Annotated in this window: 19 protein-coding genes and 1 pseudogene; 16 read left to right on the top strand and 4 right to left on the bottom strand. The window is 74.5% G+C overall.

Features of this window, described 5'->3' with window-relative positions:
* Window positions 1-590, top strand: a 590-nt coding sequence (locus OMK64_RS18530; RefSeq protein WP_272729834.1) for a flagellin, incomplete at its 5' end; no start/stop codon positions are given.
* A gap of 91 nt (window positions 591-681) precedes the next feature.
* On the opposite strand, the pseudogene fliW reads toward OMK64_RS18530, so the two are convergent.
* From fliW to flgN, 4 genes and pseudogenes are all read right to left on the bottom strand, one after another.
* Window positions 682-948 (bottom strand): annotated as a pseudogene (gene fliW, locus OMK64_RS21250) (flagellar assembly protein FliW); the annotation flags it as partial.
* Entirely contained in the window at window positions 945-1,826 is an 882-nt protein-coding gene (flgL, locus tag OMK64_RS18520; protein ID WP_272729832.1) for a flagellar hook-associated protein FlgL, read from the bottom strand. The pseudogene fliW and the gene flgL, both read right to left, overlap by 4 nt.
* 4 nt (window positions 1,827-1,830) lie before the next feature.
* The gene (flgK, locus tag OMK64_RS18515; RefSeq protein WP_272729831.1) at window positions 1,831-3,258 is read right to left on the bottom strand and encodes a flagellar hook-associated protein FlgK; all 1,428 of its coding nucleotides are present in this window, start codon (window positions 3,256-3,258) and stop codon (window positions 1,831-1,833) included.
* A gap of 16 nt (window positions 3,259-3,274) precedes the next feature.
* Window positions 3,275-3,754 (bottom strand): flagellar export chaperone FlgN, encoded by a 480-nt coding sequence (gene flgN, locus OMK64_RS18510; protein ID WP_272729830.1) that lies wholly within the window; start codon window positions 3,752-3,754, stop codon window positions 3,275-3,277.
* Between the two features lie 383 nt (window positions 3,755-4,137).
* On the opposite strand from flgN, the gene OMK64_RS18505 reads away from it, so the two are divergent.
* The 15 genes from OMK64_RS18505 (at window position 4,138) to OMK64_RS20955 (ending at window position 17,284) form a co-directional block, all read left to right on the top strand.
* A complete protein-coding gene (locus tag OMK64_RS18505; RefSeq protein ID WP_272729829.1) occupies window positions 4,138-5,028 on the top strand; it encodes a sigma-70 family RNA polymerase sigma factor in 891 nt (296 codons plus the stop codon).
* Between the two features lie 138 nt (window positions 5,029-5,166).
* Window positions 5,167-6,342: a flagellin N-terminal helical domain-containing protein gene (locus OMK64_RS18500; RefSeq protein ID WP_272729828.1), complete on the top strand. Its 1,176-nt coding sequence runs from the start codon at window positions 5,167-5,169 to the stop codon at window positions 6,340-6,342.
* A 134-nt stretch (window positions 6,343-6,476) separates the two neighbouring features.
* On the top strand, window positions 6,477-7,832 hold the full coding sequence (gene fliD / locus OMK64_RS18495) for a flagellar filament capping protein FliD (protein WP_272729827.1): 1,356 nt from the start codon (window positions 6,477-6,479) through the stop codon (window positions 7,830-7,832).
* A gap of 23 nt (window positions 7,833-7,855) precedes the next feature.
* Window positions 7,856-8,299: a flagellar export chaperone FliS gene (locus OMK64_RS18490; RefSeq protein ID WP_272729826.1), complete on the top strand. Its 444-nt coding sequence runs from the start codon at window positions 7,856-7,858 to the stop codon at window positions 8,297-8,299.
* 1 nt (window position 8,300) lies between these two features.
* On the top strand, window positions 8,301-8,666 hold the full coding sequence (locus tag OMK64_RS18485; protein WP_272729825.1) for a hypothetical protein: 366 nt from the start codon (window positions 8,301-8,303) through the stop codon (window positions 8,664-8,666).
* Window positions 8,667-8,801: 135 nt separating this feature from the next.
* Entirely contained in the window at window positions 8,802-9,149 is a 348-nt protein-coding gene (locus OMK64_RS18480; protein ID WP_272729824.1) for a flagellar basal body rod protein FlgB, read from the top strand.
* Window positions 9,149-9,547 (top strand): flagellar basal body rod protein FlgC, encoded by a 399-nt coding sequence (gene flgC / locus OMK64_RS18475; protein WP_124344292.1) that lies wholly within the window; start codon window positions 9,149-9,151, stop codon window positions 9,545-9,547. Before OMK64_RS18480 ends, flgC begins: the two co-directional genes overlap by 1 nt.
* Window positions 9,547-9,855 (top strand): flagellar hook-basal body complex protein FliE, encoded by a 309-nt coding sequence (fliE, locus tag OMK64_RS18470; RefSeq protein WP_272729823.1) that lies wholly within the window; start codon window positions 9,547-9,549, stop codon window positions 9,853-9,855. Before flgC ends, fliE begins: the two co-directional genes overlap by 1 nt.
* Entirely contained in the window at window positions 9,855-11,465 is a 1,611-nt protein-coding gene (fliF, locus tag OMK64_RS18465) for a flagellar basal-body MS-ring/collar protein FliF (protein ID WP_272729822.1), read from the top strand. The genes fliE and fliF overlap by 1 nt, the downstream gene beginning before the upstream one ends.
* Window positions 11,465-12,466, top strand: coding sequence for a flagellar motor switch protein FliG (gene fliG / locus OMK64_RS18460; RefSeq protein WP_200829818.1), 1,002 nt, complete (start codon window positions 11,465-11,467; stop codon window positions 12,464-12,466). The genes fliF and fliG overlap by 1 nt, the downstream gene beginning before the upstream one ends.
* The gene (locus tag OMK64_RS18455; protein ID WP_272729821.1) at window positions 12,459-13,286 is read left to right on the top strand and encodes a FliH/SctL family protein; all 828 of its coding nucleotides are present in this window, start codon (window positions 12,459-12,461) and stop codon (window positions 13,284-13,286) included. The genes fliG and OMK64_RS18455 overlap by 8 nt, the downstream gene beginning before the upstream one ends.
* Before the next feature lie 20 nt (window positions 13,287-13,306).
* Window positions 13,307-14,635: a FliI/YscN family ATPase gene (locus OMK64_RS18450; protein WP_272729835.1), complete on the top strand. Its 1,329-nt coding sequence runs from the start codon at window positions 13,307-13,309 to the stop codon at window positions 14,633-14,635.
* Entirely contained in the window at window positions 14,632-15,057 is a 426-nt protein-coding gene (locus OMK64_RS18445; RefSeq protein ID WP_272729820.1) for a flagellar FliJ family protein, read from the top strand. Before OMK64_RS18450 ends, OMK64_RS18445 begins: the two co-directional genes overlap by 4 nt.
* Complete coding sequence (locus OMK64_RS18440) at window positions 15,054-15,932, top strand: C40 family peptidase (protein ID WP_272729819.1); 879 nt, start codon at window positions 15,054-15,056, stop codon at window positions 15,930-15,932. Before OMK64_RS18445 ends, OMK64_RS18440 begins: the two co-directional genes overlap by 4 nt.
* Window positions 15,929-17,284, top strand: coding sequence for a flagellar hook-length control protein FliK (locus OMK64_RS20955; protein WP_272729818.1), 1,356 nt, complete (start codon window positions 15,929-15,931; stop codon window positions 17,282-17,284). The genes OMK64_RS18440 and OMK64_RS20955 overlap by 4 nt, the downstream gene beginning before the upstream one ends.
* Window positions 17,285-17,407: the final 123 nt, after the last annotated feature.

Raw genomic sequence — 17,407 nt, 5'->3', positions numbered from 1 at the left:
AGGGCGGCAACGGCGGCCTCGGGGCCACCTCGCGCGAGGCCCTGGCCGCCGAGATCGAGGGCGTGCGCGACAGCCTCATGGACCAGGCCAACGCGTCGTACGCCGGTCGCTCCGTCTTCGCGGGCACGTCCGACGCCGGCCGCGCCTTCCGGGCCGACTACACGTGGACCGGGACCGCGGGCGCGACGGTCGACCGCCGCGTCGGCGACGCCACCACGGTCCGCGTCGACGGCGACGGGTCCGCGGTGTTCGGCGAGGGCGCCGGCTCGGTGTTCGCGCTGCTCGACCAGGTCGCCGCGACACTCCGGAGCGGCGCCGACCCCACGACCCACCTGAACGCCATCGACGACCGGATGGACGCCATGCTCACCGAGCTGTCGTCCGTCGGTGCACGCCAGAACCAGGTCGGCTCCGCGCAGACCTCGATCGTGAGCAACCAGCTCACCACCAAGACGCAGCTGTCGGGGATCGAGGACATCGACCTCGCGCAGACGATCCTCGACATCCAGATGCAGGAGGTCGCCTACCAGGGTGCGCTCGGCGCAGCCGCGAAGGTCCTCCAGCCGAGCCTGATGGACTTCCTCCGATGAACATCGCTCCCGCCACCGTCCCGGTCGCCGTCGGCGGCTCGCCGGCACCACCGGGGTGGACGACGACGAGCACGACGACGTCGGCGGGGTCGGTGTCGTCGCCGAGGACGCCCGGGCGGATCCGCGGGCGGTAGTCGGGGAAGTAGAGCGTCGGGCTGACGACGAAGAGCCGGACCTCGTGCTCGTCGGCGTCGACGGACCGCAGCGCGAACAGCACGCCGGTGTCGTCGAGGGCGTCGAGCACGTACCGGGTGCGCCCGGGCAGGCCCGGCAGCGCGGCGACGAGCCGCAGCTCGCCGGGGACGTCGAGGACGTGGCCGCCGACGGCGACCGGGACGGTGGCGGGAGCGATGTTCATCGGAGGAAGTCCATCAGGCTCGGCTGGAGGACCTTCGCGGCTGCGCCGAGCGCACCCTGGTAGGCGACCTCCTGCATCTGGATGTCGAGGATCGTCTGCGCGAGGTCGATGTCCTCGATCCCCGACAGCTGCGTCTTGGTGGTGAGCTGGTTGCTCACGATCGAGGTCTGCGCGGAGCCGACCTGGTTCTGGCGTGCACCGACGGACGCCAGCCCGGTGCGCACGGCGCCGATCCGGTCGTCGATGGCGTTCAGGTGGGTCGTGGGGTCGGCGCCGCTCCGGAGTGTCGCGGCGACCTGGTCGAGCAGCGCGAACACCGAGCCGGCGCCCTCGCCGAACACCGCGGACCCGTCGCCGTCGACGCGGACCGTGGTGGCGTCGCCGACGCGGCGGTCGACCGTCGCGCCCGCGGTCCCGGTCCACGTGTAGTCGGCCCGGAAGGCGCGGCCGGCGTCGGACGTGCCCGCGAAGACGGAGCGACCGGCGTACGACGCGTTGGCCTGGTCCATGAGGCTGTCGCGCACGCCCTCGATCTCGGCGGCCAGGGCCTCGCGCGAGGTGGCCCCGAGGCCGCCGTTGCCGCCCTGGATGGTGAGGTCGCGCGCGCGGCGCATCGCGGTGAGCGACGACTGCAGGGCCGCGTCGACCGTCGTGAGCCACGAGTCGCCGTCGGTCGCGTTGCGCGCGTACTGCGTGAGCGCACGCTGCTCGCCGCGCAGCCGCAGCACGTCGGACGCGCCCGCGGGGTCGTCGGACGGCACGTTGATCTTCTTGCCGCTCGACAGCTGCGCCTGCAGGTCGGACATCGACGTGAGGTTGCCCTGGAGGTTGTGCAGCGTCTGGCGCTGCACGGTCAGGTGCGTCACCCGGGGGATCATCGCGTCACCTTCCGACGAGACCGGTCTTGTTGATGAGCACGTCGAGCATCTGGTCGACGGCGGTGAGGACGCGTGCGGCGCCCTCGTAGGCACGCTGGAAGGCCAGCATGTTCACGGTCTCCTCGTCGGTGTCCACGCTGGTCGCCGCGAGCTGCTGCTGCTCGGCGGTCGCGCGGGCGGACTCGGCCACCTTGGCGCGCGAGCTCGCGCTCGACGCGCGGACGCCGAGGTCGACGACGGTCGACGACCAGTGGGCGTCGGGTCCCGTCTCGCTGGTCTTGAGCGCAGCGATCGCGTCGCCGACGCTGCCGTCGAGCGGCCCCTTGGTCGGGTCGGCGACGGCGACGTCCGCGGCGGACGTGATCGCGACGGTGAGGCCGAGCGCGGCGGGCCGGCCGGCCTGGAACGTCCAGAAGTCGCCGGTGGTGCGCCCGTCGGCGGTGACCGCGCCGCCGTGCAGCGCGTTCACCTGGGTCGCGAGGGTCGTGGCGAGCGCGTCGTAGCGGGCGGCGGCCTCGGTGAGCATGCCGCCGGTGCCGGTCGCGTCGGGCGGGGCGAGGACCGACAGCAGCCCGGCGACACGGCCGCCGTCGAGGCCCGCGCTCTGCGTGGGGCGCTCGGCCCACACGACGGTGACGGCCTGACCGGCCGTGGCCTGCGCGAACGACGCGGCGCCCGTGACGGCGAGCTCGTGGACGCGCTTGCCGGACACGAGCGCGTTGCCGCCGACGAGCACGTCGACCTGGCCGTTCTCGCGGGTCGTGGCGCTCGCGCCGACGAGCGAGGAGAGCTGCGTGACGAGCTGGTCGCGGCGGTCCATGAGCTCGTTGGCGGTGCCGCCCGCGTTCGTGATCTCGAGGATGCGGGCGTTGAGGTCGGCGACGCCGGCCGCGGTCGTGTTGACCTGCTCGACGAGCCCGGCGGTCGTGGTCCGCGCCTGCGTCCACTGGGTCTGGACGGAGGTGTAGAGGCTCGCGATCCGGTCGGCGACGGCCTTGGAGTCCTGCAGGACGACGGCGCGTGCGGCGTTCTTGTCGGGCGTGTTCGACAGGTCGGACCAGGCGCCCCACATCGTGGCGAGCTGGCTCGCGAGGCCGGTCTCGCCGGGCTCGCCGAGGCTCTTCTCGAGGACGCCGTACGCCTCGGCGCGGGCCGACAGGTACGACGCGCCGGCGGTCTGGGTGCGCAGCCGCAGGTCGAGGAAGACGTCGCCGAGGCGCTCGATCCCGGTGACGCGCACGCCCTCGCCGGCGCCGTCGTTGACGGAGAACATCGAGGGCACGTTGGCGGAGGGGAGGGCCGACAGCGACGCCCGCTGGCGCGTGTAGCCGACGGTGTTCGCGTTGGCGACGTTCTGCCCCGCGACGTCGAGGGCCTGCCGCTGCGCGATCAGGGAGCTCAGCGCGGTGCCGAGGCCGGAGAAGGTGCTCATGCGGGTGGGGGTCTCCTCAGAAGGTGCGGTCGACGAGGCGCGCGGCGGGTGCGGCCGCCGCGGTCGTGCCCGCGCCCGTGTACGTGTGGACGTCCTGCAGCGTCGCGAGCGTCTCCTGGGTCGCGCGGTGCGACAGCGCGAGGAGCTCGCGGTTGCCCTCGGACAGCTGGGCGATCTCGGCGGCGAGCGACGCGAAGACGTCGCGGTGCGCGCGCAGCAGGTCGTCCCAGGGCGCCGGTGCGGCGGCGGCGATCTCGGCGAGGCTCGCGTCCCCGGGCAGGCCGAGCGTGACGGCGGCGAGCTCGGCGGCGAGCGCGCGCCCGAGCTCCGCGGAGCGGATCTCGTCGAGCACGGTCTCGACCTCGCGGGTCGCGTGACCGAGCCACCGCGAGCGGCCGCTCGTGAGGATCAGCTGCTCCTCCTCGAGCTTGAAGAGCAGGAGCTCGAGCAGGTTCCGCTGCTGCCACAGTGCGTCGGAGAGCCCGTTGAGGGGCATGGGGATGTCCTCCAGGTCCTGCCCGCCGGGGTCCGTCGGGCGTCTGCTCCCTCCATCGGCACGGGCCGGGCGATTGTGACGAGTTCGCCGGAGATCGCGTGGTCCCGGTGTGGGAGCGCTGTCACACCTTCGGGTCACCGGCGTGTCGTCGAAGCGGTTGCGACTCACCCGTCCGGTGCGCCTCGAAGCGTCCGAATGCTCCCTCACGGCCATTCGAGTGTGATGTGGGTCACACCGATTGCCTGCGGAAACGCTCTCATGAATCGATTTCGGGTGTTCCCGCAGGACGAACCGGACGGGCACCCACCTGGGCGCGCGTCCAGTCACGGGTGGCGCCGAACCCATGACTCAAGGGTGCTGGCACCTGGGCCGAACGAGTGCAGGTGAGCAACAACACAGCGGCGACCGACGAGCTCGTCACGACGCACCTGCCCCTCGTCGGGTACGCGGTCAGCGAGATGCTGCACCGCGTCCCCCCGACCGTCTCGCGGGACGAGCTCGCGTCGGCAGGCAGCCTCGCGCTCGTGCTCGCCGCCCAGGCGTACGACCCGGCGACCGGCGTGCCGTTCGCCCGCTACGCCTCGCTGCGTATCAAGGGCGCGCTCGTCGACGAGCTGCGCTCGATGGACTGGGCGTCCCGCGGTGCCCGGCAGCGCGTCCGCGAGCTCGCCGCCACCACCGAGCGGCTCACGAGCGTGCTCAAGCGCAAGCCGACGCGTGAGGAGCTCGCGACCGCCATGGGCGTCGACGTCCGCGCCGTCGACGACGCGACCCGCGACGCCGAGCGTCGCGTCCTGTCCATGGACGCGACCGAGGGGGCCGTCGCCGACCTCGTCGTCGACCGCGAGCTCACGCCCGAGGAGAGCGTCCTCGCCGACGAGCGCCACCGCTGGCTGCGCGCCGCCGTCGTCACGCTGCCCGACCGTCTGCGCACGGTCATCGAGGGCCTGTTCCTCCAGGACCGCAGCGTCGCCGACCTCGCCGCCGAGCTCGGCGTCACGCAGTCCCGCATCAGCCAGCTGCGCACCGAGGCCCTCGGGCTGCTGCGCGACGGCATGAACGCCGGCCTCGACCCCGACCTCGTGCCGGTCGCCGAGCGTGCCGACGGCGTCGCCGAGCGCCGCCGCCAGTCGTACTTCGCCGCCGTCGCCGCGCGTGCCGCGCTCGTCACGTCGATCCCGACGGCCGACCGGCTCTCCGTCGTCCCGCAGCAGCGCGGCGTCGCCGCAGCCGCCGACGGGACGCCCGCCGCGGCGCAGTCGCGCGGCGCCTGACGCCGCGCGTCGGGGAGCCGCCCGACCGCGTCGGGAAACTTCTCGACGCAATCCCTCAACGACCGGCGCGAGCCGCCGATCTGCAGGGTGTGCCCACGGATGGGCCGCCCCGGACCCGAATCAAGGAGGAAGAGAACCATGGGTCTCTCGATCAACCAGAACATCGCCGCGGTCAACTCGTACCGCAACCTCTCGAACACCCAGAACGACCTGAGCAAGTCGCTCGAGAAGCTGTCGTCGGGCTTCCGCATCAACCGTGCGGCGGACGACGCGGCCGGTCTGGCCATCTCCGAGGGTCTGCGTTCGCAGGTCGGTGGCCTCAAGGTCGCCGCCCGCAACGCCCAGGACGGCATCTCGGTCGTGCAGACCGCTGAGGGCGCCCTGACCGAGGTCCACTCCATCCTGCAGCGCGTGCGTGACCTCTCGGTGCAGGCCGGCAACGACTCGAACAACGACAAGGCTCGCGCCAACATCAAGACCGAGTCGGACAGCCTCGTCGCCGAGCTCGACCGCATCTCCAAGTCGACCAACTTCAACGGCACCAAGCTGCTCGACGGCACGGCCGGCACGCTGAAGTTCCAGGTCGGTGCGGACGGCGACGCGAACTCGCAGATCTCCGTCGACCTGTCCGGCGCGAACGTGAAGGCCATCGCCAACACGCTCGCCGGTGGCGACCTCACCACGACGGGCACCTCGTTCGCGATCGCGGACATCTCGGCCGTCGGCGGCGCGTTCTCGTTCACCACCACCAACGGTGGCGTCGAGAAGACCATCACGACCGCCAACCTCGGTGCGGCCGGCTCGCACACCTCGGTCGAGGGCCTGGCCGACGCGCTGCGCCAGGACGCGTCCTTCGCGCAGAACTTCTCGGTCTCCGTGACCAAGAACGCGAACGGCGCCGGCACCGGCATCGTCGTGACGGCGCTCGACGGCGGCACCCTGGCCGCCGCCGACAACGCCACGGCCGGCACGGGCCTCGCCGCCGGTGTCGCGGGCACCTCGGTCACGGGTGGCCTCGCGTTCGACACCGCGGCCAACGCCCAGGCGTCGACCAAGATGCTGGACGCGCAGATCGAGAAGATCTCGACGGCGCGCGCGAACCTCGGTGCGTACCAGAACCGGTTCGAGCACACGATCAAGAACGTCAACGTCGCGATCGAGAACCTGTCGGCGTCGGAGTCCCGCATCCGCGACACGGACATGGCGTCGGAGATGGTCTCCTTCACCCGCGCGCAGATCCTGTCGCAGGCCGGCACGGCGATGCTCGCGCAGGCCAACCAGATCCCCCAGGGCGTCCTGTCCCTCCTGCGGTGATCCACCCGGTGACCGACCCCCGACCGGGAACGGCCACCACCTGAAGCGCTCCGGTGGCGGGCGGCCCACCAGCCGCCCGCCACCGGCGCCTCACCCCCTGGCACCAGCCACCACGACGAGCGGAGCGACGACGCATGGCGACGATGGGCATCGACGGCCTGGTCTCCGGTCTCCAGACGACGGACCTCATCAACCAGCTGATGCAGGTCGAGTCGGCGCCGCAGGCGCTGCTCAAGTCGAAGCAGACCGCGACGACCAACCTCGTGACCGCGCTGCAGTCGCTCAACACCAAGGTCGCCTCGCTCAAGGACGCCGCCACCAAGGCGGCCACACCGGCGTCGTGGTCCGTCACCAAGGCCAGCGCCTCCGCGACATCCGTCACGGCTACGACGAGCGCCGGCAGCACGCCGACCGAGCTCACGTTCCGCGTCGACGCGCTCGCGTCGAGCCAGGTCTCGCTCGCCTCGACGTCCGCCCTCCCCGCCGCGGGCAGCACACTCACCTTCAAGGCGCCGGACGGCACGCTCACCGAGGTCGTCGTCGGAGCGGACGCGGCCGCCACCGCCCGTGCGATCAGCTCGTCGGCGGCAGGCGTCAACGCCGTCGCCGTGACCGCGGGCGGCCAGACCCGACTCCAGCTCACCGCGACCGAGTCGGGCGCCGAGAACGCCTTCACCCTCTACGCGGGGACCAAGGCGCAGGTCGAGGCCGGCACCGCGAGCACGGTGCCCCTGACGGAGACCCGCGCCGCGAAGGACGCCGAGATCACCCTCTGGGCGGGCGTCACCGGCGCCGAGCAGAAGGTCACGTCGTCGAGCAACACGTTCTCCGACGTGCTCGAGGGCACGGCGATCACGATCTCGAAGGTCGAGGCGGACCCGGTCACGCTGACCGTCGCGCGGGACACCGCCGCCGTCACCTCGGTCGCGTCGGGCCTGGTGGGTGCGCTCAACGTCGTGTTCTCCGAGGTCGCGTCGCGCACATCGACCACCACCACGACCGCCGCCGACGGCCGGACGGTCATCAGCGGCGGGCTGTTCGCCGGCGACTCCGCGGTCCGCGGGCTGCAGCAGCAGCTCCAGACCGCCGCGTCCTACCCGGTCGACGGCACGTCGCCCGCCGAGGTCGGGATCTCGCTCGGCAAGGACGGCACGTTCACGTTCGACGACGCGAAGTTCAAGGCCGCGCTCGCCGCCGACCCGGACAAGGTCCAGAAGGTCGTCTCGGGGCTCGCGCAGCGCGTCGCCGACGTCGCGAAGAGCGCCTCCGACTCGGTCGACGGCACCCTCACGCTCAAGATCACCGGGCAGCAGGACGCCGTCAAGCAGCTCGGCACGCAGATCGAGGCCTGGGACCGCCGCCTCGAGCTGCGCCGGGAGAGCCTGCAGAAGACGTACTCGGCGCTCGAGGTCACGCTGTCCAACATGCAGTCGCAGTCGAGCTGGCTCGCCGGCCAGCTGTCGTCCCTGTCCGCGTCGTCGAGCTCCTGACGCCCACCGGAAGGTCGCACCCCATGCCTGACATCCGTTCGCGGTACGTGGCCGACGCGGTCGCCACGGTCGGACCCGCGCGTCTGCTCACGATGCTCTACGACCGGATGCTGGTCGACGTCGACCGTGCGGTCGAGTCGTTCGACGCGGGCGACCTGGTCGCGGGCCGCGGCCACCTGCAGCACGCGCAGGAGATCGTCGCCGAGCTCATCGTCAGCCTCGACGAGAAGGCGTGGGAGGGCGGCCCGCAGCTCATGTCCATCTACCGCTTCCTGCTCGGCGAGCTGATCCGCGCGGGGTCGCGCGGCGACGTCGAGCTGACCCGGTCCTGCCGCGCGCTCGTCGAGCCGCTCGCGGAGGCCTGGCACGAGGCGGCGCGCTCGCTCGCGCAGGTCCAGATCCCCACCCCGGCGGACGCGCCCGCGCTGGAGACCGCGACCGCGGTCGGCCTGCTCGGCGTCGGCTGACATGATCGCCCCGGCGGCCGGCGCGACCGGCACGCCCGCCCCGCCCGGCACCGACTTCCACGCCGCCTGGGTCCGCGCGCTCGACGCGCTCGAGCTCGACGTCGCCGCGGCGGAGGAGCTGCTGCGCACGGCCCACCTGGCGCCCGTCGACGAGGTCGCGCGCGCCGCGGTGTGGCAGCCGCCCCGTGACCTCGGAGCCCTGCCCGTCTCGCTGCAGGAGCGCGGCCAGGCGCTGCTCGACCGCCAGCTCGACGTCGCCCGCCGCACGGCCGAGGCGCTCGTGCGCAGCCGCCGTCAGCTCGTCGCCGCCGACGCGCTGCGCCCGAGCCGTCCCGACCTGCCCGTGTACGTCGACGCCCAGGCGTGATGTCACCCGTTCGCCCGTCCTGAAACCTCTCATCGGCCCGGGCACCCGGCCGATGGGGGGAGTGAGCAAGGACTCGCTCACGCAACAGGCCACGGATCGGCCGCCCCACCCGTCCTCGGGAGAGGTGTACCTGTCATGGGTCTGTTCGACTCCGTGAGCTCCGTCGCGCTCAACAGCGCGCTCGACGGGCTCGCGCTGCGCCAGCGCGCCATCGCGGACAACGTGGCGAACATCCAGACGCCCGGCTTCCACGCCCGCCGCGTCCGGTTCGAGGACGAGCTGACCCGCGCGGTCGCGCACGGCAGCGGCGCGGTCGAGGCCACGACCCACCGGTCGCTCGAGCCCACGCGTGAGGACGGCAACAACGTCAACCTCGACGCCGAGACGCTGCTCAACATCGACACCAACCTGCGCTACCAGCTCGCGACCCAGGCGGTCTCGGGCCAGTTCTCGTCCGTCCGCACCGCCATGAGGACCAGCTGATGACGATCTTCGGAGCGATCGGGATCGCCTCCACGGGCCTGACCGTCCACCGCAAGTGGCTCGACGCCGTGAGCGACAACCTCGCGAACCTCAACACCGTCCGCCCGACGTCGGAGGACGCGTTCCGCGCCAAGTACGTCGTCGCCGCCGAGAGCGCGGGGGAGAACCAGGGCGTGCAGGTCGCCGGCATCGTCGAGGGCAGCGCCGAGGGCCGGCTCGTGTACGAGCCGTCGAACCCGCTGGCCGACGAGGACGGCTACGTCCGGTACCCCGACATCGACATGTCGAGCCAGATGACGCAGCTGATCATGGCCCAGCGCGGCTACCAGGCGAACGCCACGGTCGTGGACCGGGCGCGCGAGACCTACCAGGCAGCCCTGCAGATCGGACGGCAGTGATGTCCTTCGCCGTGACCCCCGTGACGGGGGTGCTCCCCACCGGTGCGCTCGACGCGACGCGCGCCGCCACCCCGGCCGACCCGGCCGCAGGTGCGCAGTTCGCCGGGATCCTCGGATCGATCGAGAACCTGCAGCAGCTGCAGTCGACGTCGAACGAGCTCGCGGTGCGTGCCGTCACGGGTGACCTCGACGACGTGCACGACTACACGATCGCGTCCGCGCAGGCGTCGACCGCGCTCGAGCTCACCGCGGCCGTGCGCAACAAGGCCGTCGAGGCGTTCACCGAGATCATGAGGATGCAGGCCTGATGCCCGCCCAGGTGCAGGCCGCCGTGGACCGTCTCACGGGGGCCGTCAAGCAGTTCTCGCTCGCGCAGCGCACGCTCGCGCTCATCGGCGTGGCCGTGCTCGTGCTCGGCGCGTTCGCGCTGTCGACGTGGATGTCGCGCCCGACGATGAGCCCGCTGTTCACGGGCCTGTCCGGCGCCGACGCGTCGGCGGTCGTCGACCAGCTCACCGCGGACGGCGTGCAGTACCAGCTCGCCGACGGCGGCTCGACCGTGCTCGTCCCGGACAAGTCGCTCTACGACCAGCGCATCAAGCTCGCCGCGGCCGGCCTGCCGACCAACGCGGACGGCGGCGGCTACTCGCTGCTCGACGAGATGCCCATGACGTCGAGCGAGTTCCAGCAGCAGACGACGTACCAGCGCGCGCTCGAGGGCGAGCTCGCCCGCACGATCGGCGCGATCGACGGCGTCGAGTCCGCCACGGTGAAGCTCGCGCTGCCCGAGGACTCGGTGTTCGTGTCGGAGAAGGCGGACCCGACGGCGTCGGTGTTCATCCGCACCCGTCCGGGCACGTCGCTGTCCGTCAACCAGGTGCAGGCGATCGTCCACCTCGTGTCCGCGGGCATCGACGGCATGAAGCCGACCGACGTGGCCGTCGTCGACGCGGCGGGCGAGGTCCTGTCCGCGGTCGGCACCGGCACGACCGGCGGCGTCGGCGGCCAGCAGGCCAGCGACTACGAGGCGCGCGTCGCCGCGTCCGTGCAGGCGCTGCTCGACCGCGTCGTCGGGCCCGGCAAGTCGGCCGTCACGGTGACGGCCGAGGTCGACCAGAGCCAGACCGACCGGACGACCGAGGAGTTCGCGGCGACGCCCGACACCCCGCCGCTCGCGTCGTCGACCACGACCGAGACGTACGAGGGCGGTGCCGCCTCGGGCGCCGCGGGCGTCCTCGGCCCGGACAACATCCAGGTGCCGGGCGGCGACGGGACGGCCGGGTCGGGCTCGTACGAGTCGACGACCGAGGACCGCACCAACGCGATCAACAAGACCACCGAGCGCGTCCAGCAGGGCCCGGGCGCGATCGAGCGGCAGTCCGTCGCCGTCGTGCTCGACGAGAAGGCCGCCGCGCCGATCGACCTCGCGGAGCTGCGCGACACCATCGCGGCCGCCGCGGGCATCGACGCGGAGCGCGGCGACACGGTCGCCGTCCAGGCGGTCCCGTTCGACACGACGCAGGCCGAGGCCGCCGGCGAGGCGCTCGCCGCGGCCGACGCCGCCGCGAAGGCCGAGCAGCAGCGCTCGCTCATCCAGCAGGCCGCGATCGGCGGCGTCGTCCTGGCCCTCCTGCTCGCGCTCGCGATCGGCATGACGCGGCGCTCGCGGAAGTCCCGCCGCACGGCCATCGACCTCGGGGAGCTCCAGCCGGTCCTCGACGACGACGCGCGCCTCGCGCTCGAGGGCCTCCCGGAGGACGCCCTGCCCGAGCTGCCCCCGGCCCCGCTGCCGACCGACCCCGACCCGGTCGCCCGCAAGCGCGCCGAGATCACGGCACTCGCCGACGAGCAGCCCGAGGAGGTCGCGGACCTCCTGCGCGGCTGGCTCGGCACCGCGACCCCGGCCGGACGCCGCTGATGGCCGCGCTCACCGGGACCCAGAAGGCCGCGATGCTGCTCCTGCAGCTCGGCCGCGACCGCGCCGCGCGCGTCATGGCGCAGCTCGACGTCAACGAGATCGAGGAGCTCACGGCCGAGATCCTGCGGCTCGAGCGGGTCGACCAGCGGCTCGCCGACGAGGTGCTCGAGGAGTTCCACGCGGTGTCCGTCGTCGGCCCCGGCGTGGGCGGCGGCATGGGCCTCGCGCAGCACCTGCTGGTCGCGTCGCTCGGCGCCGAGCAGGCCGCCGACGTGCTCGAGCGGCTCCAGACGACGATGCAGGGGCAGCCGTTCGAGTTCCTCCAGCACGCCGACGCGCGCCAGGTCGTCTCGCTGCTGTCGAGCGAGCACCCGCAGGCCATCGCGCTCGTGCTCGCGCACCTCAAGCCCGACCACGCGGGCATCATCCTCGCGGGCCTCGACCCCGAGCTGCAGGCGGACATCGCGCACCGCATCGCGCTCATGGAGCGCGCGTCGCCGGACGTCGTCCAGGTGATCGCGGAGACGCTGCAGCGCAAGGCGTCGAGCGTCCTGCAGGCCAACGACTTCGCCGCCGTCGGCGGTGTCCAGCCGCTCGTCGAGATCATCAACCGCGCCGACCCCGGCACGGAGAAGGTCATCCTCGAGGGCCTCGCCGCACGCGACGAGGAGCTCGCGGAGGAGGTCCGCAGCCGCATGTTCGTGTTCGCGGACATCACCCTGCTCGAGGACCGGGCGATGCAGCTCGTGCTGCGCCAGGTCGAGACCGCCCAGCTGTCCGTGGCGCTCAAGGGCGTCAGCGACGGGGTCCGCGAGACCGTCATGCGGAACCTGTCCGAGCGGGCGCGGGAGAACCTGCTGGAGGAGATCGAGCTGCTCGGTCCCGTGCGCCTCTCGCTCGTCGAGGACGCGCGTGCGGCCATCGTCCAGGTGATCCGTCGCCTGGAGGAGAGCGGCCAGATCGTCATCCGGCGCGACGCGGAGGACGAGCTCGTTGCCTGACCTCGGATTCGTGCCCACGCCGCGTCCCACGCCGGACGCCACGGCGGCCGCCACGACGGACGTGCCGGCGGCGACCCCCGTGTTCGCCGCCGCGCTGCCCGGCGGTGCGGTCGTCACGCCCGCCGCTGCCGTGCCGGCCGCCTTCGTCGCGACCGGTGCGACGGCGTCGACCGTCACGCGGCCCGCCGCCGAGCCGGTCGCGTTCACGCCGTCGCCGCTCGCAGCCGCCTCGACCGCTGCTCCCGTGATCGACCGTGCCGCCTCCGAGGCCGCGCGCGCCGAGGGGTTCGCCGCGGGCTACGCCGCAGGCGCCCGTGAGGCCGCGCGCGTCGCGCAGGAGGAGTCGGTGCGGGTCCGTGCCGTCGCCGAGCAGCACCGGGTCGCCGCGCAGGCCGCGCTCGACCACGCGCTCGACGCGCTCCAGGCCGCCGCGTCGGCCGCCGCCGCGCGCACCGTGCCCGTCGTCGCGGAGGTGGACCGTCGTCTGCACGCGGCGGCGCTCGACCTCGCCACGGCGGTCCTGGGCGTCGAGCTCGCCGACCACGCGCTGGGTGCCCGTGCCGCGCTGGCCCGCGTCCTCGCCCAGGTCGACCCGGCCGAGCCCGTGACCGTCCGGATGCACCCTGACGACCTCGCCGCGGTGCCGGCCGTGACGACCGCGACCGGCGGCACCGCCCCGACGCTGCCCGCGACCGTGACGCTCGTCGCGGACGCGACGCTCGCGGCCGGCGACGCCGTCGCCGAGCTGGCCGACGGCTACCTCGACGCGCGCGTCACGACGGCGCTGGCCCGCGCCCGCGCTGCCCTGGAGCAGGCGTGACCGCGACCCTCGACGCACCCGTGGCCCCCGTCCGCGCGTCCGCGCCCGGCGCCCCTGCGTGGGACCGCGTGCTTGCGGCCGCCGCGCCCGAGCGCATCGGCACGGTGCGTGCGGTCGTCGGGCTGACGATCGAGGTCGTCGGCACGGGCGCCGCCGTGGGCGAGCTCGTGCGCGTCGGCGACGACGTCCTCGCGGAGGTCGTCGCGACCGCCGGCGCGACCGCGCGCTGCATGCCGCTCGGCCCGACGACCGGCCTGCGCGCCGGCATGTCCGTGCGCCCGCTGCGCGAGCCGCTGCGCGTGCCCGTCGGCCCCGGGCTGCTGGGTCGCGTGCTCGATGGCCTCGGCCGGCCCATCGACGGCAAGGGACCGCTGCGGGCCGCCGCGTGGGTGCCGATCGACGGCCGCGCCCCGCACCCGCTCGAGCGCAGCCGCGTCGAGGAGCCGCTCGACCTCGGCGTGCGCGTGCTCGACACGCTCGTCACCGTCGGCCGCGGGCAGCGGCTCGGCATGTTCGCCGGCTCGGGCGTCGGCAAGTCCAGCCTGCTGTCGATGGTCGCGCGGGGGACCGACGCCGAGGTGTCGGTCATCGCGCTCGTCGGCGAGCGCGGCCGTGAGGTCCGGGAGTTCCTCGAGGACGACCTGGGACCCGAGGGGCTCGCCCGGTCCGTCGTCGTCATCGCCACGTCCGACGAGCCGCCGCTGGTCCGCCTGCGCTCCGCGTTCCTCGCGACCCGCATCGCCGAGGCGCTGCGCGACGAGGGCCGGCACGCGGTGCTCATGATGGACTCGCTCACGCGCGTCGCCATGGCGCAGCGCGAGATCGGCCTGTCCGTCGGCGAGCCGCCCGCGACGCGCGGCTACCCGCCGTCGACGTTCGCGCTGCTCGCGCAGCTCCTCGAGCGTGCCGGCACCGGCGCGACGGGCTCCGTCACCGGCCTGTACACGGTCCTCGTCGACGGCGACGACCACAACGAGCCCATCGCCGACGCGGCGCGGTCGATCCTCGACGGGCACGTCGTCCTCGACCGCCGCCTCGCGGTCGCCGGGCACTTCCCGAGCGTCGACGCGCTCGGCTCGATCAGCCGCGTCGCCTCGCGCGTCACGACCGCCGAGCAGCGCGACGCCGCCCGCCGGCTGCGCGCCGTCATGGCCGCCCGCCGCCAGGCGCAGGACCTGCTCGACGTCGGCGCCTACGTCGCCGGCTCGAACCCGCTCGTCGACGCGGCCGTCACGCACGGCCGCGCGATCGACGCGTTCCTGCGCCAGGACATCGAGGACGTCGTGCCGTCCGCGCAGGCGTGGGCGCACCTGTCCGCCCTCGTCCAGCAGCTGGGGGACGTCGCATGACCCGCTCCTTCCCGCTCGCCGGCCTGCTCCGCGTGCGCGCCCTCGCGGAGGAGCGCGCCGCGGCCGAGCTCGCCGCCGCGCGCCGCGCCGAGCGTGCCGCCGCCGAGCGTGCCCGCGAGACCCGCGAGCGCCTCAGCGGCGCGACGCTGCCCGACGTCGCCGACGGCCTCGCCTTCCGCGCGTCGGTCGCGTCGCGCGCGTCGCTCGTCGCGCTCCTCGAGGAGCAGGGCGAGCAGGTCGTCGCCGCGCAGACGCACACCGAGGAGCGCACGGACGTGTGGGCCGCGGCCCGTCGGGACGCGCGCGCCGTCGAGCGGCTCGAGGAGCGCCACGACGCGACCGTCCGCGCCGAGGAGCTGCACGCCGAGCAGGTCGTGCTCGACGAGGTCGCGGGTCGCCGCATGGCGCGGGAGGACGCATGACGGTCGACGGGATCGCGTCCGTGCAGGCGCGCATGGCCGAGCTCCGCGCGCTCGTCGCGCCGCCGCGCCCGGCGGCGACCACCTCGACCGGCTCGACGGCGTCGTCGGCCTCGACCGGCACCGCCGCGACCGCCGCGGCGAGCGAGGACTTCGCGACGATGCTCGCGTCGCTGACCGGCACCTCGGCGGTGCCCGGCACCGCGGCGCCCGGCACCGCCGCGTCCGGCACCCCCACGGCGACCGGCGGTGCGACCGCGCAGTCCTTCGTCGCCGCCGCGCAGAAGTACGTCGGCGTCCCCTACGTCTGGGGCGGCGAGTCCCTCGACGAGGGCGGGCTCGACTGCTCGGGCCTCGTGATCCGCGCGCTCGCGGACGTCGGCGTCACCGACTTCCCGCGTGTCGCGCGCGACCAGCAGAAGAGGGGCGAGCCCGTCGCGTCGCTCGCGCAGGCGCTGCCCGGCGACCTCGTGGTCTTCGGCGGCGGCACGCACATCGGCATCTATATGGGCGACGGGAAGATGGTCGACGCCCCGAAGCCGGGCGCGCACGTCGTCGTCCGGGACGTGTACACGACCCCCACCGCGATCCGCCGCATCCTCCCGCAGGAGCAGCCGGCGACCGTCTCGGCGTCCGTCCCGGGTCTGCCGGGCGGGACGGGGCTCGCCGGGCTGAGCGGGCTGCAGGGCCTCTCCGGGCTCGGCAGCCTGACCGGCCTGCCCGGCCTGACCGGCCCGACCGGGCTCGGCGGGACCGCCACCGGCACGTCGGCCACGGCCGCGAGCCAGCGCGCCGCGCTGGAGCTCCTCGCGTCGCTGTCCAGCACCCGCGGCTCGTCCCTGGCGGGCCTCGCGACCTCCCTGGGGGTGGCCTCGTGACGACCACGACGACCGTGACCGCGGTCGCCGCGCGCCCCTCGCGCGCGACCTCCCCGACCGGCCTGCCCGGCGCGGGCGACGCGTTCGCCCGCACGCTCGACGACGTCCGCGTCGGCGCCGACTCGGCTCGACCCGAGCGCTCGGCCGACCGCGCGGACGCGGCAGCCTCCGCCGACCCCACGACGGGCACCGCGGGAACGAGCAGGACGGGCGACGCGGACCGCCCGGTCGAAGCCGACGCCGCGGGCCAGGACGACGCGACGGATCACGCGACGGCCGCGACCGAGCCGGCGGCCGACGCCGCGACGCCCGTCCCGACGACGGTCACCCCGACGGTGCCCGCACCGACGACGCCGACGCCGCCGACGCTCGTGGCGGCGACCGCCGTCCCCGCCGCGACGGTGCTCGCCGCGGTCGCAGCCGGGGCGGCCGCACCCGTCGACGCGGCCGCGACGCTCGCCGGTGCCGCGCCGACGACCCCGACGGGCCCGTCGGCACCGGCCACCGCCGCGGGGGAGGGCGCCGACGCGTCGGCCGTCGCGACGACCTCGCCGTCCGTGCCGAGCGACGCCGCGACGACCACGGCCGACGGCACCAGGACCGACGGCACCACGACCCGCCCCGGTGGGGCGGCCGTCGTCGCGGCGGCCCCGACCTCGGCTCCGGCCGCGACGCCGTCGCACCCCACCACCCCGGCCACCGGTGGCGCGACCCCGGCGGACGCCCCCCTCGTCCGCACCGGGACGCCCACCACGACGACCACGGGCGACCCCACTCGCGCCGCGTCCCCTGCCGAGACCGGTGCTCCGGTCACCGCACCCTCGGCCGCGACGACGTTCCAGGCGGCGCTCGCCGCCCAGGCGCCCACCGCGCCGACGACGACGCCCCCGACGCACCCGAACGCGGCCCCGACCGGCCCGGCACCGGCGCCCGCGCCCTTCGCCGAGCAGCTCGGCGCACGCCTCACGGCGCTGGGTGGCCTCGCGCACGGCCGGCACGTCCTCACGGTCCCGGTCGATCCGGAGCACCTGGGCCCGGTCCGGGTCGTCGCGCACATCGCGGCCGACCAGGTCCGCGTCGAGCTCGTCGGCGGCACGGAGGCGTCGCGCGAGGCGCTGCGCGGCGCGCTCGCGGACCTGCGGCGCGATCTCGCCCGCGACCTCGGCGGTCTCGACGTGCAGGTCGGCGTGGGCGGTGACGCGCCGTCGGGCCGTCCGGACCAGGACCAGGGCACGGCCCGTACCGCCGTGGACGCGCGCCCCGGTCGCGGGCCCGTGACGGCCGACGCGGGACAGTCGGCCGCGACCACCGGTGTGCGTCGCCCGTCGTCCGGGCTGGACGTGGACCTGTGACCGCCGAGACCGCGTCGAGGGTGACGTCCGTGTCACCGACCCGCACGGTGGGCACGGGGCCCGCGTAGGACACGGCGGAGACGACGCCCGACTTCTCGGCACCGTCCGCGTCGGTCCAGGTGA

Source organism: Cellulomonas fimi (assembly GCF_028527925.1).
In the GTDB taxonomy this organism is placed as follows: Bacteria; Actinomycetota; Actinomycetes; order Actinomycetales; family Cellulomonadaceae; genus Cellulomonas; species Cellulomonas fimi_C.
The sequence above is the reverse complement of the archived record's forward strand: the minus strand, read 5'-3'. Positions and strand labels throughout refer to the sequence as shown.

Coding starts and splice junctions, on each gene's coding strand:
- flgL (WP_272729832.1), bottom strand. CDS start 1,826: ATGATCCCCCGGGTGACGCACCTGACCGTGCAGCGCCAGACGCTGCAC.
- flgK (WP_272729831.1), bottom strand. CDS start 3,258: ATGAGCACCTTCTCCGGCCTCGGCACCGCGCTGAGCTCCCTGATCGCG.
- flgN (WP_272729830.1), bottom strand. CDS start 3,754: ATGCCCCTCAACGGGCTCTCCGACGCACTGTGGCAGCAGCGGAACCTG.
- OMK64_RS18500 (WP_272729828.1), top strand. CDS start 5,167: ATGGGTCTCTCGATCAACCAGAACATCGCCGCGGTCAACTCGTACCGC.
- fliD (WP_272729827.1), top strand. CDS start 6,477: ATGGCGACGATGGGCATCGACGGCCTGGTCTCCGGTCTCCAGACGACG.
- OMK64_RS18490 (WP_272729826.1), top strand. CDS start 7,856: ATGCCTGACATCCGTTCGCGGTACGTGGCCGACGCGGTCGCCACGGTC.
- OMK64_RS18485 (WP_272729825.1), top strand. CDS start 8,301: ATGATCGCCCCGGCGGCCGGCGCGACCGGCACGCCCGCCCCGCCCGGC.
- OMK64_RS18480 (WP_272729824.1), top strand. CDS start 8,802: ATGGGTCTGTTCGACTCCGTGAGCTCCGTCGCGCTCAACAGCGCGCTC.
- flgC (WP_124344292.1), top strand. CDS start 9,149: ATGACGATCTTCGGAGCGATCGGGATCGCCTCCACGGGCCTGACCGTC.
- fliE (WP_272729823.1), top strand. CDS start 9,547: ATGTCCTTCGCCGTGACCCCCGTGACGGGGGTGCTCCCCACCGGTGCG.
- fliF (WP_272729822.1), top strand. CDS start 9,855: ATGCCCGCCCAGGTGCAGGCCGCCGTGGACCGTCTCACGGGGGCCGTC.
- fliG (WP_200829818.1), top strand. CDS start 11,465: ATGGCCGCGCTCACCGGGACCCAGAAGGCCGCGATGCTGCTCCTGCAG.
- OMK64_RS18445 (WP_272729820.1), top strand. CDS start 14,632: ATGACCCGCTCCTTCCCGCTCGCCGGCCTGCTCCGCGTGCGCGCCCTC.
- OMK64_RS18440 (WP_272729819.1), top strand. CDS start 15,054: ATGACGGTCGACGGGATCGCGTCCGTGCAGGCGCGCATGGCCGAGCTC.